Source organism: Selenomonas ruminantium subsp. ruminantium ATCC 12561, from assembly GCF_000424065.1.
GTDB lineage: Bacteria > Bacillota > Negativicutes > Selenomonadales > Selenomonadaceae > Selenomonas_A > Selenomonas_A ruminantium.
This window is the reverse complement of the sequence record NZ_AUJE01000019.1, coordinates 19,254-37,307: the sequence shown is the minus strand read 5'-3', so window position 1 is coordinate 37,307 and position 18,054 is coordinate 19,254. Positions and strand designations below refer to the sequence as shown.

Annotated in this window: 17 protein-coding genes; 16 read left to right on the top strand and 1 reads right to left on the bottom strand. The window is 49.7% G+C overall.

What is annotated here, in order from left to right:
- Positions 1–11: 11 nt before the first annotated feature.
- From gmd to G598_RS0108625, 11 genes are all read left to right on the top strand, one after another.
- Positions 12–1,094: a GDP-mannose 4,6-dehydratase gene (gene gmd / locus G598_RS17510; protein WP_051180111.1), complete on the top strand. Its 1,083-nt coding sequence runs from the start codon at positions 12–14 to the stop codon at positions 1,092–1,094.
- Positions 1,091–2,410: a sugar phosphate nucleotidyltransferase gene (locus tag G598_RS0108670; protein ID WP_080656994.1), complete on the top strand. Its 1,320-nt coding sequence runs from the start codon at positions 1,091–1,093 to the stop codon at positions 2,408–2,410. The genes gmd and G598_RS0108670 overlap by 4 nt, the downstream gene beginning before the upstream one ends.
- A 16-nt stretch (positions 2,411–2,426) precedes the next feature.
- A complete protein-coding gene (locus G598_RS0108665) occupies positions 2,427–3,371 on the top strand; it encodes a GDP-L-fucose synthase family protein (protein ID WP_026766633.1) in 945 nt (314 codons plus the stop codon).
- A gap of 14 nt (positions 3,372–3,385) precedes the next feature.
- Complete coding sequence (locus G598_RS0108660) at positions 3,386–4,741, top strand: phosphohexomutase domain-containing protein (RefSeq protein ID WP_026766632.1); 1,356 nt, start codon at positions 3,386–3,388, stop codon at positions 4,739–4,741.
- A gap of 129 nt (positions 4,742–4,870) precedes the next feature.
- Positions 4,871–5,692, top strand: coding sequence for an HAD-IIB family hydrolase (locus G598_RS0108655; protein WP_026766631.1), 822 nt, complete (start codon positions 4,871–4,873; stop codon positions 5,690–5,692).
- Positions 5,693–5,836: 144 nt separating this feature from the next.
- Complete coding sequence (mobB, locus tag G598_RS0108650) at positions 5,837–6,919, top strand: molybdopterin-guanine dinucleotide biosynthesis protein B (protein WP_026766630.1); 1,083 nt, start codon at positions 5,837–5,839, stop codon at positions 6,917–6,919.
- A 77-nt stretch (positions 6,920–6,996) separates the two neighbouring features.
- Positions 6,997–7,662, top strand: coding sequence for a 3'-5' exonuclease (locus G598_RS0108645; RefSeq protein ID WP_026766629.1), 666 nt, complete (start codon positions 6,997–6,999; stop codon positions 7,660–7,662).
- A 360-nt stretch (positions 7,663–8,022) separates the two neighbouring features.
- Positions 8,023–8,859, top strand: coding sequence for a prephenate dehydratase (pheA, locus tag G598_RS0108640; protein ID WP_026766628.1), 837 nt, complete (start codon positions 8,023–8,025; stop codon positions 8,857–8,859).
- 26 nt (positions 8,860–8,885) lie between these two features.
- Entirely contained in the window at positions 8,886–9,917 is a 1,032-nt protein-coding gene (aroF, locus tag G598_RS0108635) for a 3-deoxy-7-phosphoheptulonate synthase (protein WP_026766627.1), read from the top strand.
- A gap of 105 nt (positions 9,918–10,022) precedes the next feature.
- Entirely contained in the window at positions 10,023–10,241 is a 219-nt protein-coding gene (locus G598_RS0108630; RefSeq protein WP_026766626.1) for a hypothetical protein, read from the top strand.
- Between the two features lie 141 nt (positions 10,242–10,382).
- The gene (locus tag G598_RS0108625) at positions 10,383–11,543 is read left to right on the top strand and encodes an MFS transporter (RefSeq protein ID WP_026766625.1); all 1,161 of its coding nucleotides are present in this window, start codon (positions 10,383–10,385) and stop codon (positions 11,541–11,543) included.
- A 7-nt stretch (positions 11,544–11,550) separates the two neighbouring features.
- On the opposite strand, the gene clpX is transcribed toward G598_RS0108625, so the two are convergent.
- Positions 11,551–12,828, bottom strand: coding sequence for an ATP-dependent Clp protease ATP-binding subunit ClpX (clpX, locus tag G598_RS0108620; RefSeq protein WP_026766624.1), 1,278 nt, complete (start codon positions 12,826–12,828; stop codon positions 11,551–11,553).
- A gap of 278 nt (positions 12,829–13,106) precedes the next feature.
- On the opposite strand from clpX, the gene rpmE reads away from it, so the two are divergent.
- The 5 genes from rpmE (at position 13,107) to G598_RS0108595 (ending at position 17,493) form a co-directional block, all read left to right on the top strand.
- On the top strand, positions 13,107–13,307 hold the full coding sequence (gene rpmE, locus G598_RS0108615) for a 50S ribosomal protein L31 (RefSeq protein WP_014423491.1): 201 nt from the start codon (positions 13,107–13,109) through the stop codon (positions 13,305–13,307).
- Between the two features lie 197 nt (positions 13,308–13,504).
- Entirely contained in the window at positions 13,505–14,461 is a 957-nt protein-coding gene (locus tag G598_RS0108610) for a DUF1385 domain-containing protein (protein WP_026766623.1), read from the top strand.
- Positions 14,462–14,477: 16 nt separating this feature from the next.
- Complete coding sequence (gene prfA, locus G598_RS0108605; RefSeq protein WP_026766622.1) at positions 14,478–15,545, top strand: peptide chain release factor 1; 1,068 nt, start codon at positions 14,478–14,480, stop codon at positions 15,543–15,545.
- Positions 15,545–16,423, top strand: coding sequence for a peptide chain release factor N(5)-glutamine methyltransferase (gene prmC / locus G598_RS0108600; protein ID WP_026766621.1), 879 nt, complete (start codon positions 15,545–15,547; stop codon positions 16,421–16,423). The genes prfA and prmC overlap by 1 nt, the downstream gene beginning before the upstream one ends.
- 8 nt (positions 16,424–16,431) lie before the next feature.
- Positions 16,432–17,493 (top strand): L-threonylcarbamoyladenylate synthase, encoded by a 1,062-nt coding sequence (locus tag G598_RS0108595; protein ID WP_026766620.1) that lies wholly within the window; start codon positions 16,432–16,434, stop codon positions 17,491–17,493.
- Positions 17,494–18,054 lie beyond the last annotated feature (561 nt).

Here is an 18,054-nt window from a genome sequence, read left to right as displayed (position 1 = left end):
GAGAAAGATTTATGAAAAAAGCGTTGATTACCGGTATTACCGGCCAGGATGGTTCGTATTTGGCAGAGTTCTTACTGGAAAAAGGCTATGATGTGCACGGCATTATCCGCCGTTCATCCGTAGATTATCGCGAACGTATTGCACATTTGGAAGGAAAGCCGAATTTCCATTTACATTATGGTGATATGGGCGATTCCATGGGGCTGATGGCAGTTATTAACACAGTACGTCCAGATGAAATTTATAACTTGGCAGCACAGAGTCATGTACAGGTTTCTTTTGATGCACCGGAATTTACAGCAGATGTGGATGCCACGGGCGTATTGCGTATTTTAGAAGCGGTTCGTCTTAGCGGACTTAAGGATACCTGCCGTATTTATCAGGCATCTACGTCGGAGCTTTATGGCAAGGTGGAGGAAGTTCCGCAGAATGAAAACACGCCGTTTCATCCGTATTCTCCGTATGCTGTTGCCAAGCAGTATGGTTTTTGGATTACGAAGGAATATCGTGAAGCTTATAATATGTTCGCCTGCTCGGGGATTCTCTTTAACCATGAGTCGGAACGCCGTGGAGAGACTTTCGTAACGCGTAAGATTACGCTGGCTGCTGCCCGCATTGCGCAGGGAAAGCAAGAAAAATTGTATCTAGGCAATTTGGACAGCCTGCGTGATTGGGGTTATGCCAAGGATTATGTTGAGTGCATGTGGCTGATTCTGCAGCACGACAAACCGGAGGATTTTGTCATTGCAACAGGCGTGCAGCATTCCGTGCGTGAATTCTGCCAGTTGGCCTTTCATCATGCTGGGATTGAACTGGAATTTAATGGCGAAGGCATGGAGGAAAAAGGGCTTGACAAAGCTACGGGTAAGGTCGTAGTTGAAGTCAGTCCGGATTTCTATCGTCCGACGGATGTGGTAAATTTGTGGGGGGATCCGACAAAAGCCAAGAAGGAGCTTGGGTGGAATCCGACAAAAACTACATTTGAGCAGCTTGTGGAAATTATGGTCAAGCATGACATGGAAAAGGTAGCGGCTGAGCGCTTGAAGGAACACGTTAATCTGGCGGAGTTTTTGGAAAAGGGCATTATTAAATGATGGAAACTTTGCATATTGTACTATTATCCGGCGGTTCCGGTAAGCGTCTGTGGCCACTGTCGAACGATATTCGTTCCAAACAATTTATCCCGCTGTTTCCGCAGGTGGATGGGGAATATATCTCGATGGCTCAGCGCGTGTTCCGACAGATTCGCAAGGTGAATCAAAGGGCCGATATTACGGTAGCTACGTCAAAATCGCAAGTATCTACGCTGAAAAATCAGTTGGGAGATAATGTGGATATTTCTGTAGAGCCCTGCCGCCGGGATACATTCCCGGCCATTGTGCTTGTAAGTGCATATTTGCATGATGTAAAAGGCGTGGGGCTGGATGAAGCCGTAGCAGTCTGTCCTGTTGACCCCTATGTGTCCGCAGATTATTACAAGGCTGTTGAGCGTTTGACGGAACTTGCGGCGAAGGGAACGGCGGATTTGATGCTTATGGGCATTGAACCTACTTATCCCAGTGAAAAATACGGTTATATCATGCCGACGTCCAAGGATGAAATCAGCAAGGTAGCATCATTTAAGGAGAAGCCGACAGCAGATAAGGCGGCAGAGTATATCGAAAAGGGTGCTCTCTGGAATAGTGGCGTCTTTGCTTATCGGTTGGGCTATGTGCTGGAAAAGGCCCATGAACTTTTGGATTTCAAGGGCTATGAAGATTTATACGCAAATTACAGCAATCTAACCAAAATCAGCTTTGACTATGCTGTGGTGGAAAAGGAACAGAGTATTGGTGTTTTGCGTTATGCCGGAGAATGGAAAGATTTGGGCACATGGAATACGCTGACGGAAATCATGCATACGCCGTCCATTGGTGATGTGACTATGGATGATAACTGTGTCGACACGCATGTGGTCAATGAAATGGATGTACCCATTCTCGTGATGGGCGCGAAAAACTTGGTGGTGGCTGCTAGTCCCGAAGGAATTTTGGTGGCCGATAAAGACGCTTCCAGCCACATCAAGCCCTATGTAGAGAATCTTACACAGCCGATACGCTTTGCAGAAAAATCCTGGGGCAGCTTTCAGATTATTGATGTGGAAGACAGCAGCCTCACGATTAAGGTGACGTTGAATGCGGGACATGGCATGAATTATCATAGCCATACATACCGCAGGGAAATATGGAATGTTGTCAGCGGAGAAGGCAAAGTTTTGCTGGATGATAAAGAGCATACTGTTAAGCCGGGCGATATTATCGAGCTGCCTGTAGGCTGCAAGCATAAAATCATGGCGAAGACGCGCATGACGATTATTGAAGTGCAGATGGGTGAATCTATATCCAAACAAGATAAAATCAAATGGGAGTAAAAGAGGCGTATCACTAATGATGGATAAAAATGCAAAAATATATGTGGCTGGGCATAGAGGTATGGTGGGCTCAGCTATTGTGCGGGAATTGCAGCGTCAAGGCTATACAAATATCATTACTCGCACGCATAAGGAACTGGATTTAATTGATCAGGTGGCGGTAAATGAATTTTTTGCTGCTGAAAAGCCGGAATATGTTTTCCTGGCAGCGGCTAAGGTCGGCGGTATTGTAGCCAATAGTGAAGCACTGGCTGATTTTATGTATGATAACATGATGCTTGAGATGAATGTGATTCATGCGGCTTGGCAGAATGGCTGCAAGAAGCTGGAATTCTTAGGTTCCAGCTGTATCTATCCGCGCATGGCGCCACAGCCGATGAAGGAATCGTGTCTGCTGACTTCGGAACTGGAAAAGACGAATGAAGCTTATGCATTGGCGAAAATTTCAGGCTTGAAATACTGTGAGTTTCTCAATAAGCAGTATGGTACGGATTATATTTCGGTAATGCCTACAAACCTTTATGGCCCTAATGATAACTACCATCCAACGCATAGTCATGTGCTGCCTGCGCTTATTCGCCGTTTTCATGAAGCCAAAGAGCAGGGTCTTACGAAGGTGGTTTGCTGGGGCGATGGCTCACCGTTAAGAGAGTTCCTCTATGTGGATGATTTGGCCAATCTCTGCGTGTTCCTGATGAACAATTATAGCGGTGATGAAACGGTTAATGCAGGGACTGGCAAGGAACTTACGATTAAGGAACTTACGGAATTGGTTGCTGAAGTTATCGGATATGAAGGGGCTATTGAGTGGGATACCAGCAAACCAAATGGCACGCCTCGTAAACTGCTGGATGTATCCAAGGCAAAAAAGCTCGGCTGGTCCTATAAGACTGAGTTGAAGGACGGCATTAAATTGGCCTATGAAGATTTCTTGAACAATCCCATGCGGGCAGAGCGGTAAAAGGAAGTTGATTGATGAGCTATTGTACGAAATCTTTTGGGGCTTATGATATTCGCGGGATTTATCCTGAAACGATAAATGAAGAGCTGGCCTATCGTATTGGCAGATTCTTTCCGGAGTTATTTGCGGCAAAGAAAGTGGTTGTTGGCAATGATATTCGTTTGTCTGGACCGGCAATCAAAAAAGCTTTACTGAATGGTTTGGTGGAATCTGGCTGTGATGTTATCGATATAGGCCAGTGTGGTACAGAGATGATTTATTTCGCGACTGCCCATTTACATCTGGATGGCGGTGTGATGATTACGGCCAGCCACAATCCCAGAGAATATAACGGCATGAAGTTTGTACGGCAGGGGGCAAGGCCTATATCTGGGGATGCAGGTTTACGGAATCTGGAAAAGTATGTTGCAGATGGTGATTTGCCTGTTTCTGCAGATATTCCTGGCAATGTTGAACTGTTGGATATTACCGAGGACTATGTAAAGCATATTCTGTCTTATATAGATGTAGCGGCGCTGAAACCACTAAAAGTAGTTGTTAATGCAGGTAATGGTGCTGCTGGCCCTATCCTTGATGTGATGGAAAAATATCTGCCTTTTGAATTGGTGAAAGTACATCATCAGCCAGATGGTAATTTTCCCCATGGAGTGCCGAATCCGCTGTTACCGGATAATCGTGAAGATACGGCAAAAGCTGTGCGTGAGTCTGGGGCGGATGCAGGCGTGGCATGGGATGGCGATTTTGACCGTTGTTTTATGTTTGATGAGCAGGGACATTTTATCGAAGGCTATTATATGGTTGGTTTCCTAGCGAAGGCCTTTCTAAGTAAGAAGACAGGAGAGAAGATCATTTATGACCCGCGGCTTACTTGGAATACGGAAGAAATTGTCCGTGAAAATGGCGGTGTGCCGATAATGAGTAAAAGCGGGCATGCCTTTATCAAGCAAAAAATGCGTGAGGAAAATGCTGTTTATGGTGGGGAAATGAGTGCGCATCATTATTTTCGAGATTTTTTCTATTGTGATAGCGGTATGATTCCTTGGCTCTTGGTGCTGGAATTACTATCTCAAAGCAAAAAGAAAACATTATCGGGCTTAATGAAAGAACGAATACAACATTATCCTTGTTCTGGAGAGATAAACAGTAAGGTTAAAGATGCAGATGAAGTCTTGGCGCGTATTGAGAAAGAATACAGTGCTGAAGGAAAGGTCACGAAAATAGATGGATTGTCAGTGGAATTTCCTGATTGGCGGTTTAATCTGCGTAAATCAAACACAGAACCGATGTTGCGCTTGAATGTAGAGTCTCGATATAATGAGAAATTAATGCGTGAGAAGACTGTTGAATTATTAGGGAAGATTAGGGTTTGACATAGTTTGGAAATATCGAAACGAATTGGTTATGATGTTGTAAACATGGATTTACCAAAACATGTATATGATGGTATAACTTTGTATGAGGCCGGGTGATATGGGAATATGGATATTGGAGGATTTTGCATGGGAAAATATACAGGCAAGATGATTATTTCCGATTTGGACGGTACGTTGATTCCGCGTGGTGGCGTGATTTCAGCTGAAAATCGGCAGGCGATTGCTGATTTTGCAGCTGAGGGCGGAATGTTTGCCATTGCTACGGGCCGCACTCCCGAAGCAGCGGCAGGTTATGTGGAAGGTTTGCCAATTAATGCACCGTCGGTGTTCTTTAATGGCGCTATGCTCTATGATTGGGGGGCGAAGAAGGTACTGAAAACCATGCCGCTTACGGCGGGCGATACAGATAATCTTTGGCCTGCATTTGCCAAGCGTGCGTTGGCAGAATTTCCCCATGCCTGTATCGAGGTTTATACGGCCGATAACTGCCATATCATCACGCCGGAGGTGAATGATGACCCGCGCCTGCCGCATGAGTATTACCGTTATGTCCATACGGAACTTGCCAAACTTACGGATACGGTAAAAACGCCGTGGCTTAAATTCTTTGCCTGTGACAAGCATGAGCATTTGGAAAAATATGTGGCTTTAGCGGAAGAAATGGGCACAGCGCCTTTGGCTAATGGTTTTTACTCCGAGGATAATTATTATGAGTTCGTAGCAAAAGATGTGTCCAAGGGGGCGATGGTTGCGGCTATCCGTGAACAGCTGCCGGGGGTGGAGATTATTGCCTGCGGGGATTATCTCAACGATAATGAAATGCTGGCGGAGGCTGATATTGGAGTGGCGGTAGCTAATGCGCATCCGGAAACGCAAAAACTGGCTAAATATGTGGGATGTGCGGTGGAGGAACATTTGCTGGCATGGGTTGTTAAGGAAGTTTTATAATTCGGGGTTACATCGAGGTGCTAAGGTCGCCCGTTGGCAGGTAATATTTTTCTTCGCTTAGACAAGCTTGTCAAACACTGCGAAAAACATTACCTGCCAACGGGCTGTTTTGCGATAAGAAGTATGAACGGAGGCGGTTGTCGGGTGGATTTTCAAGATATTGGTGTACTGGTTATTGCTGGGGGACGGAGTTCGCGGATGGGGCAGGATAAGCGGTTCTTGGAGATGGCTGGGTGTTCCATGCTCGAACAATTGTTGAAAAAAACGGCGGTGATTCCTTTTCGGGAGCGGTATTTATGTGGTGCAGACGTCTCGGAGAAGCTATCTGCGCTATGTTCTGCGTATGGTTTTGCTTTTGTGGCAGATTCGCGTTCTGCGGCTGGGCCATTGGAGGGGATTCGTTCCGGGCTGGCGCGTCTGCAGGCAGATTATGCGTTGGCTGTGTCCTGTGATATGCCCTTGTTTGCTTATGAACATTTGCAGCCCTTGTTAGCTGCTGTTGATGGGGAACTGGCGATTATTCCTGTGGTGGGGGGGCGCAGGCAGCCGCTTGCTGGGCTTTATCATCGGCAGATTCTGCCGGTGGTGGAAAGGGCGCTTGAACAAGGGGAGAATAAAATCGGCCTGGTCATTGAGCAGGTAGCACATAAGTTTGTGGAACTTCCAGATTGTGATGATTTTTTTAATGTCAATACGCCGTCGGATTTTCGGTTGGTACAGGGGAGACTGCGCAATGCGCAGCGGTCTGTACCCTTGATAACGGTATCCGCACCGCAGTCCAATACGGGCAAGACCACGTTTATTGAAAAACTGATTCCCTGCCTGAAGGCACAGGGATTACGGGTCGGTGTGGTCAAGGGGGACTGCCATGGCTATGATGTGGATGAAGAAGGCAAGGACAGCTGGCGGTTCCGGCAGGCGGGGGCTGATGGGGTAGCAGTGGTATCGCCCAAGGGCTATTTTATCCAGCAGCGGACCGAAGAAAGAGCGAGTCTGTTGGAGATTGCACAGCGGTTTACGGATGTGGATGTGGTTTTGCTTGAGAGCCGCAGTCATGGTACGGCGCCAAAAATCTCGTTATGGCGCGGGCTGGGACAGCTTGTGGTAGATGACGATACGGCAGCGGTCTTTAGCTCTGGTGAGCATGGGGATTTGTCTGTGCGTCAGTATGACTTGGACGATATTGCGGGGGCTGTACGGTTAGTGCAATTTTTATGTGCCCGCTGAGTAAAATGTATTGAAGGAAACGGCGCTTTTCAGTAGAATATTAATAGTAAAGTATAAGGAAAGCGCAGGGATATCGAATGAAGTATGTTGTTATAGATTTGGAAATGAATCCCGTTGACCGGGAGTTTCGTGAAGTCAAGAAACAGATGAAGGAAGAGGTTATCGAATTCGGGGCAGTGCGTCTGGATGAGAGTTTCCAGCAGGAAGCGGAGTTCCAGTGTTATGTGGAGCCGGAGTATGGCAAAATCAAGAAGCATATCACGAACCTTACCGGCATCAAGCAGGAAATGGTGGATGGACATGGTCACTATGCTGAGGCTTTTCAGCGGTTTGTGGAATGGATTGGCGAGGAGGAAACGCAGATTTACTCCTGGAGTATGTCGGATATCAAACAGCTCAAAAAGGAATGTCGTTTCAAATTGCCGGACTTTGATGTAAATTGGCTGGACAGCCGCTGGGTGGATTTACAGCAGGTATTTGATGATCGTTTGGGTCTCCATAACAGTTTGGCGCTGAAACATGCTTTGGGCGCTATGGACCATAAGTTTGAGGGTACGCAGCATACGGCGCTTGCAGATGCCATCAATACCAGTGCGATATTGGTGCTTATGCAGGATGATGAAAAATTCCGCAAGACGATGCAGCCGGTGCTCGATATTTTGCAGCCGAAGGATGATTTGGCCAGCTCCATTGGGGATTTGTGCCCGGATTTACTAAAGTTAAAGAACGATTTGGAAGAATAATTCGGTTCGAGGTGCTTGGCGGAGGCTGGCGGCTGTTGCGGCACTGCTTCGCTCTGCGGCTGAAATGATTTTTTCCTTTTAGGCAGCTAAAAAGTCAAAACTCGCTGTGCTCAGACAGTTGACTTTTTTAGCTGCTTTTTTGGTGAGGAAAAAATCATTTCTTTACACTGCGTCGCTAACGCATTGTCGCAACAGCCGCCAGCCCCCTCAAAGCTATATGCTTATCATCAATGATGTTGATATATTTAGTATGGGTGTTTGCTTGCAATGTACTCGTTGTAACTTTTTATGGAAAAGCTTGTTAATTTATAACTGTTATGCTATGATATTGTCAATTGTTGAGATTCTGGGGGAGTGTTTATGGCGATGACTTTGGGCGTGCTGGGGCCGGCGGGAACCCATAGTGAGGCGGCGGCGGTGTATTTGAAGCGCCAGACAGGTGAGGATTATAAATTGGTGCTGTTTGCCGATATTTTTGACTGTTTGCAGGCGGTCGAAAATGTTGAGGTGGATTCGGCGTTGGTGCCGGTGGAAAATTCGCTGGAGGGGGCCATCAATATCACTTTGGACACACTAGCTCGTAGTGAGGGGCTGACGGTCTGGCGGGAGCTTATCTGGCCTGTCCATAATCAGCTGTTAGCGCGGCGTAAGGGTGAGATTAAGCGGATTTATTCTCATGCACAGCCGATTTCTCAGTGCCGGGCGTTTTTACAGGAACATTATCCGCAGGCAGAACTCATCAAGGTAGCCAGTACCGCGCGGGCGGCGGAGATTGTGGCCGAAGCACCGGCCGATTCCGGCAGTGCGGCTATTGCCACGGCCAGAGCCGGAGAGCTTTTAGGGCTTGTGCCGATTGCCACAGAGATTCAGGATAGTGCCGCCAACTGCACCCGGTTTTTTCAGGTGGGACGGCAGGCTTTGGAATTTTTGCCCAAGGATAAATTATTGGTCATTTGTCAGATTGACGGGCAGAGGGCCGGTGCACTCTTTGAAGTCTTAAAGGAGTTTGCCCAGCGGGGCATCAACATGACGCGTATTGAGTCGCGGCCTGCGCGGACAGAGCTCGGCGCGTATATTTTCTTTTTTGATTTGGAGTACAGCGATTCACCGCAGCTGGTGGAAGCGTTGTCTGCTGTGAAGAAGAAAAGCATCTGGCTGCGGAATTTGGGGACGTTTCCCGTACTTACGGTTAATTAAGCATTTATATAGAAGGGGATGGAATTATGGTTATTATCATGAATGTGGATGCTACGGCGGAAAACATTAAAGAAGTCATTGCCGTTATCGAGGGCGCGGGCCTGCAGGCCAAGGTGATGGAGGGCAGTCAGCAGAAGATTGTCGGCGTTATCGGCGATAAGACGCGGCTGGCTTCGGTGCCTATTGATGCTCTGGATGGTGTGGAAAAGAGCGTGGAGATTTCCAAGAGCTACAAGCTGGCCAGCCGGGAATTTCATCCCGCAAACAGCGTAATTGATGTGGCAGGCGTAAAAATCGGTGATGGTACGCCGGTGGTCATGGCAGGGCCTTGTGCGGTAGAGTCCAAAGAACAGTTGTTTGAGGCGGCGGAAATCGTGAAAAAGGCCGGTGCCCAGTTCCTGCGCGGCGGCGCCTACAAGCCGCGTACTTCTCCGTATGCGTTCCAAGGGTTGGAAGTCGAAGGCTTGAAATACTTAGCCGAAGCCCGCGAGCGTACAGGCTTGCGCGTGGTGACGGAAGTTACCACGGTTGAAGCCATTGAGCGGGTCGTGGAGTATGCGGATATGCTGCAGATTGGCGCCCGCAATATGCAGAACTTTGGCCTTTTGAAGGAAGTGGGCAAATGCGGCAAGCCGGTGCTCTTGAAACGTGGTCTGGCGGCAACCATTGACGAATGGTTAAATGCTGCTGAATACATTATGAATGCAGGCAATCCCAATGTGGTGCTCTGTGAGCGTGGTATTCGCACTTACGAAACTTATACGCGCAATACGCTCGATTTAAGTGCGGTGGCGGCTGTAAAGCACCTGTCCCATCTGCCGATTATCGTTGACCCAAGCCATGGAACGGGTAAGTGGAGAATGGTGAAACCCATGGCCTTTGCCGCTATTGCTGCCGGTGCTGACGGCTTGATGATGGAAGTTCACCCCAATCCGGCCAAGGCCCTTTCCGATGGCCCGCAGTCTTTGACTCCAGAGAACTACAACGAGGTTATGCGGGGCGTACAAAAAATTTCTGCTTTTATGAAAGCAGAGAAAATCAGTTCCATGGAAATTTGATGCAAATGTGGTTTAAAAAGTCACATTAACGTCACAATTGACTGGTAAAATAAAATTGTTAATCGACTGTTAACAGGAAGATGTACATGTACAGGAGGTTTTACCATGAAGAAAATTGTTGCAGCCTTCGCTGCCGGTCTGATGCTGGCCAGCGCAGTTCCGGCATTGGCAGCGGATACGAAAGTAGATGCTCGTCCGGGGTATTGCTGGCAGGATACAGCTAATCAGGCTGATGATGGCTGGTACTGCGGCGGTCGTGGCCGTGGTCATGGCCATGGACACAGAGGCTATTGCTGGGATGATGGTAACACAAACAATCGTTGATTGACGTAAAAAGCAGGCAGCTGGTCATTTTTTGACCGGCTGGCCTGCCTTTTTCTTTGGTGATATTCAATTGTGAGGTAAATTGCTCGTAATGGAAAAATTTGTTACAATAGGAATAAATTTTTTAAGGAGCTTGACGTGATGAATAAAAAGTATCTTTATATGCTTTCGGCAGGGCATTTAAGTGTGGATATCAACAGTGGTTCCTTGCCCGCATTGCTGCCGTTTTTCGTCAGTGAATACGGCATGGATTATACCTCGATTGCGGGGCTGATGTTTGCCTCGTCCTTTTTGTCTTCGGTTATTCAGCCGCTCTTTGGCTGGCTGGCCGATAAAGGCTCCCGCCAGTGGTTTATGGTGCTCGGCGTGCTTATGGCGGGGCTGTCGCTGGCGGCCACGGGCTTTGTGACCAATTATTGGGGGATTTTTGCGGCGGTCACGCTGATGGGGATTGGCAGTTCCATCTTTCACCCGGAAGCGGCCCGCAATGTAAATGCGATTGCCGGGACGAAAAAAGGGCAGGGCATGAGCATTTTCAGCGTGGGCGGCAATGGCGGCTTTGGCCTGGGGCCGCTATTGGCGGTCTTTCTCGTTACGACGTTTGGCATGCAGGGAACGGCCTTTTACGGCATTGCGTCTCTGTTTACGGCCGGCATGATTTTCCTCGCAGCACCGGCCATTGCGCGGGAAAGCAAAAAGCAGCTGCAACAGGCTCAAAATAAGTCTGCGGCAGCTGCTGTGGTGCGGGAAAATGACTGGCGTGCCTTTTCCCGGCTGTTTTTGGTGATTGTCTTTCGTTCCACGCTTTTTACGGCCATCAGCAGTTTCCTGCCGCTGTTCTGCATTCAGGCGTTGGGCGCAACGCCTGCTGTGGGCAGCGCCACGCTGTCGATTATTTCGATAACCGGCGTATTGGCAACCCTGGTGGGCGGCAGGCTGGCCGACCGCAAAGGCTATGTCAAGACCCTGCGTTATGGCTGCTGTCTCTTGGTGCCGTGTCTGGCTGTAGCGATTTTCACGCACAGCATTTGGGCGGTCTATGCCATGCTGATTCCCATGAGCTTTGCCATGCAGGGGCCGTATGCGGCGTTTGTGGTGCTTGGACAAAGCTATCTGGCCAAGAGTCTGGGCTTTGCCTCCGGCGTAACGCTGGGGCTGTCCTTTAGCATAGGTGGAATTATCGTGCCGTCACTGGGCTGGTATGCCGACAGCTTTGGTATTGCCGCCGTGATGGTGGTGATTTTTGTCATTTCCATCTGCTGTGCGGCGGCAACTTTCCTGCTGCCGGAACCAAAGAAGTAAGCTTGAGTTACTTCTTCACCACTTCAGGCTGGGCACCTTCTTCGATACAGGCCTTGGTGATGATGACTTTGCGTGGCTCGTTGGATTTGGGGATATCGAACATGACGTCGAGCATCAAATCTTCGATAATACCCTTCAAGGAACGGGCGCCAGTCTTGCGCTCGATGGCCTTGCGGGCGACGGCACGCAGGGCATCTTCCTGGAATTCCAGTTCGACATTATCCATGGCCAAAAGTTTTTCATACTGTTTGACCGGAGCGTTCTTGGGTTCGGTGAGGATGCGCAGGAGAGCATCTTCATCCAGAGTTTCGAGCGTGCAGATAACGGGCAGACGGCCGATGATTTCAGGGATGATGCCGTACTGCATGAGGTCTTCGGGGCGAACCTTATGGATGAGTTCGTCAAATTTGGGCTTGTCTTCCTTGCCCTGAATTTCGGCGCCGAAACCAATCGTGCTGGTTTTTGACAGGCGTTTGGCAATCACATCGTCAATGCCGACAAAGGCACCGCCTACGATAAAGAGGATATTTTTCGTATCCACTTTGATGGTGGGCGCTTCGGGATGTTTGCGCTGGCCGCGGGAGGTGAATTCCACCACGCTGCCTTCAAGCATTTTGAGGAGTGCCTGCTGTACGCCTTCGTGACCGGGGTCAGCGGTGATGGAGTTGTTGGCGCCGGACTTGCGGGCAATCTTGTCAAACTCATCGAGATAGATGATGCCGTGTTCAGCTTTTTCCACGTCCTTATCGGCAGCGTAGTAGAGGTTGCGGACGGCAACTTCTACGTCAGCGCCGACGAAGCCGGCTTCTGTCAGGCTGGAAGCGTCGGTTACGGCAAAGGGAATGTCCAAGAGTTTCGAGAGGTGGGATAAAAGCGCCGTCTTGCCGCAGCCGGAGGGGCCGAGCATGATGACGTTGGATTTTTCGATTTCGGTGCCGTCACTCTGCTGATAGCCATATTTCATGCGCTTGTAGTGGTTGTAGACTGCCACCGAAAGAATCTTCTTGGCTCTGTCCTGATTGATAATGTATTCATCGAGGTACTGTTTGATGATATGGGGCTTGTTCTTGGCGAGAATATCGTCCAGTTCGCCGGCAAAGACCTGCTTTTCATCCTGCACCTGTGCGGCATCGTGTTCTTCCAGGAAGTGGTTGACCTCCTTGATGCAGTTGCGGCAGATGGCAAAGCCGGTGTTGGGGTCGTAGATGGGCAGGTCGTACTGGTCGCGGACGTTGATAATCCGCTTGCAGAAGCTGCACTGATGTTGCATGGTTTGTTTAGCCATAATAATTTCCTTTCTGTATGTGAAGTTCGCGTAGTATCTTGATATACACTACCATTATCATATAGGAAGGAAAAATTTTCAAGCAAATTTTCAAGGATTCCTTGCATAGTGACTTTGCTCGTGCTATAATATTCGGGTACTGGACGTACTGACGTCTGGTTCCAAGTCAAAACTTGACTGGCTTTGCCCCAAAAGGTAGGCTAGGTCTAAACCAAGCTCGCGCATAGCTTGCTTGTATCAATTCCCAGTTTCGTTGGGGTGAAAGCGAGGTGTAAATCATGAAACAGGGTATTCATCCGGAATATTTCGAAGCTACGGTAACTTGCGGTTGCGGTAACACGTTCACCACGGGTTCCACGCAGAAAGAACTGCGCGTCGATGTTTGCTCCAAATGCCATCCGTTCTTCACGGGTCGTCAGCGTGACGTACAGGCAGGCGGTCGTATCGAAAAGTTCAACAAGCGTTACGCCAAGAAGTAAGATACGTTATGGTAAAGCAGAGCATATTGCTCTGCTTTATTTACTATGAACACTTAGTGAGTGCAAGCCGAATAGGCGCAGCAGGAGCTTAGTGTTCGTGTAAGGACGAGTGGACACCATTAGGTGTCCATTAAGTTTAGTATCAGCATAAATATTGAATATTCGGTGTTTCCAAGTGTAAGTTAGGAGGAAAGACCATGAGTGATAAGAAATTAATGGTAGGCGGTCAGGCTGTTATTGAAGGCGTGATGATGCGGGGGCCGAAACTTACAGCGACAGCTGTGCGCGATCCGCAAGGCAAAATTCAGGTCGAGACCAAGCCGGTAAATTCCATTGGTGATAGATTTCCACTTTTGAAAAAGCCCTTTTTGCGCGGGACGGTGTCGCTGATTGAGTCGCTCGTTATCGGCATGAAGTCGCTGTCCTATTCGGCGAAGATGGCCGGCGAGGAGGACGAGCAGCTATCCGATAAGGAAATGGCGGGAACGATTGTCTTTGCCCTGGTACTGGCCAGTGTTCTCTTTATTGCCATTCCCACAGGGGCGGCGAAACTGATTCATGGAGCCACGGAAGACCCAGTGGTATTGAATCTTTTGGAAGGCTGTCTGCGGTTGGTGATTTTTCTCCTGTATATCTGGGGAATTTCCCGCATGAAGGACATTCGCCGCGTGTTCCAGTATCATGGAGCAGAGCATAAGACGATTTTCTGCTATGAGGCAGGTCTGCCATTGACGGTGGAAAATGTGCAGAAGTTCCCGCGTCTGCATCCACGCTGTGGCACGAACTTTTTGCTGATTGTCATGCTCGTGTCCATCTTTGTGTTTGCGTTCCTGGGCTGGCCTTCCTTGTGGGAGCGTATTGCCAGCCGCATCCTGTTGCTGCCGGTGGTGGCAGGGATTTCCTATGAGATTATCCGACTTGCCGGGCGCAGTCAGAACAGCCTGATTCAGACGGCTATTCGTCCGGGACTTTGGTTGCAATATCTGACCACCCGCCCGCCTGATGATGAAATGGTGGAAGTGGCGATTGAATCGCTGAAGGCTGTTCTGCCCGAGGAAGAGATTTTAGAAGGTACGCCGGATTATATCCATAAGGCAGAGGCTGAAAATGAAGTGGAGGATAGCGCGCCTGTGGCCGCTGCTGTTACAGAATGAGTTTGAGGTGAAATAAGTGCTGGAAAAACTCCAAGCCGTTGAAGATAAATTTTTGGAACTGGAATCGCTGATTAGCGACCCGGATGTGATTGCCGATATGAGCCGCTGGCAGAAGTACAGCAAGGAACATGCCAGTCTTGCGCCCATCGTGGAAAAGTTCCGCGAATACAAGGAAGTGGTCAAGGGCATTGACGAAGCCAAGGCCATGTTTGATGAATCCTTGGATGATGAAATGCGCAAGTTTGTTGAAGAAGAACTGGCTGAACTAAAGGCGCAAAAGGAAGTTCTCGATAACGAGCTGCCCATTTTACTGTTGCCCAAAGACCCCAATGACGATAAAAATGTCATCGTGGAAATCCGCGGCGGTGTCGGCGGTGAGGAAGCGGCGCTCTTTGCCGGTGACCTGTTCCGCATGTATGGCCGCTATGTGGAAAAGCAGGGCTGGAAAATGGAAATCATTGACGCGAACCCTACAGAACTGGGCGGCTATAAGGAAATTTCCTTTATGGTCACGGGCTTTGGTGCCTATAGCAAGCTCAAATACGAAAGCGGCACCCATCGCGTACAGCGCGTGCCGGCAACCGAATCTGGCGGGCGCATTCATACTTCGGCGGTGACGGTGGCGGTACTGCCCGAAGCCGAAGATGTGGACGTGGATATCAATCCCAACGATTTGCATATCGACCTGTACTGTGCGTCCGGTGCGGGCGGTCAGCACGTCAACCGTACGGAAAGTGCCATCCGCATCACGCATATTCCCACGGGCATCGTGGTGCAGTGTCAGGACGAGCGTTCCCAGCTCAAGAACAAGGACAAGGCCATGAAGGTACTGCGGGCAAGGCTGCTCGACAAGGCACAGCAGGAACAGATGGACAGCATTTCGGCTGACCGCAAAAATCAGGTGGGCAGCGGTGATAGAAGTGAGCGCATCCGCACCTATAACTTCCCGCAGGGGCGGGTTACCGACCATCGCATCGGCCTGACGTTGCATCGCATTGATGCAGTGCTTGCCGGTGACCTCGACGAAATCTTAAATGCCCTGATTACTGCCGACCAGGCAGAACGGCTGAAACAGGTGAAATAATGGCAGGAAATGAAATATGGACAATCGGCCGTATCCTCAAATGGACGGAGGATTACTTTGCCCAAAAGGGCATAGAAAATCCCCGCTTGGACGCAGAAGTTTTGCTCGGCCATGTCCTGCACAAACAGCGGATTTACCTCTATGTGCATTTTGACGAACCCTTGCAGGCGGCTGAACTTACGGCTTTCCGCGAGATGATCAAGCAGCGCATCAATCATGTGCCGGTGGCTTATATCTTAGGCGAAAAAGAATTTATGGGCCTGACCTTTAAGGTCACGGAAGCGACCTTGGTGCCGCGCCCTGATACGGAAATCCTCGTGCAGGGGGCTGTGGAAAGGCTGCGTCAGTCAGGGCAGGAAAAGCCACAGATTGCCGATATCGGTACCGGTACAGGCGCGGTGGGATTAAGTGTCCTGCATTTTGTAAAAGATGCCCAGCTCGATACCGTGGATATTTCGCCTAAGGCAAGAGAAGTGGCTGAGGAAAATGCAGCTAATTTGGAACTTGCGGACAGGGCGCATTTCTTTACGGGGGATTTGCTGGCTCCTTTGCAGGGAAAGATGTATACGGCAATTCTATCCAATCCGCCCTATATCCCTGCGAAAGATATTGCGGGCTTAGCGACAGATGTGCGAGTAAGTGAGCCGCATACGGCATTGGACGGCGGTGAGGACGGGCTGGACTTTTACCGCCGGCTTTGCGCCGAAGCTCCTGCTATGCTGAATAAGGACGGCTTTATGGCCTTTGAAGTGGGTATTGAGCAGGCACAGGCGGTAGCGGCTCTGGCCAAGGAAAATCCGCTGATTGACCGGACGGAAATCTTAAAGGACTATGCGGGCATTGACCGGGTAGTTGTGGCATGGAAAAAAGAGGCATGACAAGATAAATGGAAACCAAGCTGATTCAGATAGATAATGTAAAAGCACAAAAAGAAGCGCTCCACGCCGCCGGCGAGCTTATCCGTCAGGGAGAGGTCGTGGCCTTTCCGACGGAAACGGTGTATGGATTAGGCGCCAATGGTCTTGATGCCGACGCCTGTGCCAAGATTTATCAGGCTAAGGGTCGTCCATCGGACAATCCCTTGATTCTCCATGTGGCCAACCGCTCCATGATTGACCAGATTGCGGCAACGATTCCTGAAAAGGCCGAAAAGCTCATTGCCGCTTTTTGTCCCGGCCCGATTACCTTGATCCTGCCCCGCAAGAGCATCGTGCCGGATAGGATTACTGGCGGGCTGGCGACGGTTGGTGTGCGCATGCCGGAACACGACGTGGCTCGCGCCCTGATTGCCGCAGCCGGCGTGCCCATCGCTGCCCCCTCGGCCAACATATCCGGCCGCCCAAGTCCCACCACGGCTGAGTCGGTCTTGGTGGATATGGAGGGAAAAATCCCCATGATACTCGATGGCGGCGCCTGCGACTTCGGTGTGGAATCCACCATTGTGGATGCGTCGGGGGATAAGGCCGTTATCCTGCGCCCGGGCGCGATTACGAAAGAAATGCTCGAAGAAGTGTTGGGGGCGGGCAGCGTCATTATCGACCCTGCTTTGGTGGGCGCAGATTCTGTGCCCAAGGCACCGGGCATGAAATACACCCATTATGCGCCCAAGGCTCCCCTGACCATGATTGAGGGCATGCCGACCCGCATGACACGCGCATTTCGGCGGGAAATTGAGCGCTTGCAGAACGAAGGCCATAAGGTCGGTGTGATTGCGAGCCATGAGGTATTGCAGGAACTCCGTGATATTGTTCCGGCAGAGCTGATGGCAGATTATGGCCATCAAGGGCAGCTGCCCGCTATTGCGGCCAATATCTATGAGGCCTTGCGCAGCTTTGATGAAAAAGAAGCCGATATTCTGTTGGGGGAGGGAACGACCTCGGAAGGATTGGGGCTGGCGATTATGAATAGGCTGCATAAGGCTAGTGGGTTTCGGACGATAAACGCATGATGTTTTTTAGGATAGGATGTGCTGGCGCAGGTGCTTGATTTTTGGCCTTCGCCCTGAATCCAGGCAGGCACAAGTGCTTACTTTTGGGCTTCCGCGCAAATGGCTCCTTCGGCAATGCCGTTTTTTTAGTCGACTGCTCCGGTTACCACGTCGCGGCTTTCAGCTTGGTGTTCAGAATTTTTCTTTTGGGAGCCAGCCTGCGGCAGTGCGCTCCACCCCAAAAGCAAGCACTTGCGCCAAGCTCATTGGGATGTTACAGCCTTTTCGCGCTTGCTGTTACGATTTATATGAAACTGAAAGTTCCTTGCAGGATGATGCAGGGAACTTTTTCGTATACGCAAATGCGTAGATAAAAGGAAAAGCAATGCGACAGCGAGCGGCGGGCGGGGGATGTCTGGCTGAAGCGTAAGGTATGGAGCGTTAAGAAATATTTTTTGCCATACCGCTGTTTTAGCTGGGAAAGTCTACTGTTTGAGCGGAGCGAGTTTTGACTTTCCCGGCTAATGAATTAAGGGCAAAAAATATTTTAGCTCTAGGCATTAGCGGAAGACAGATATCCCC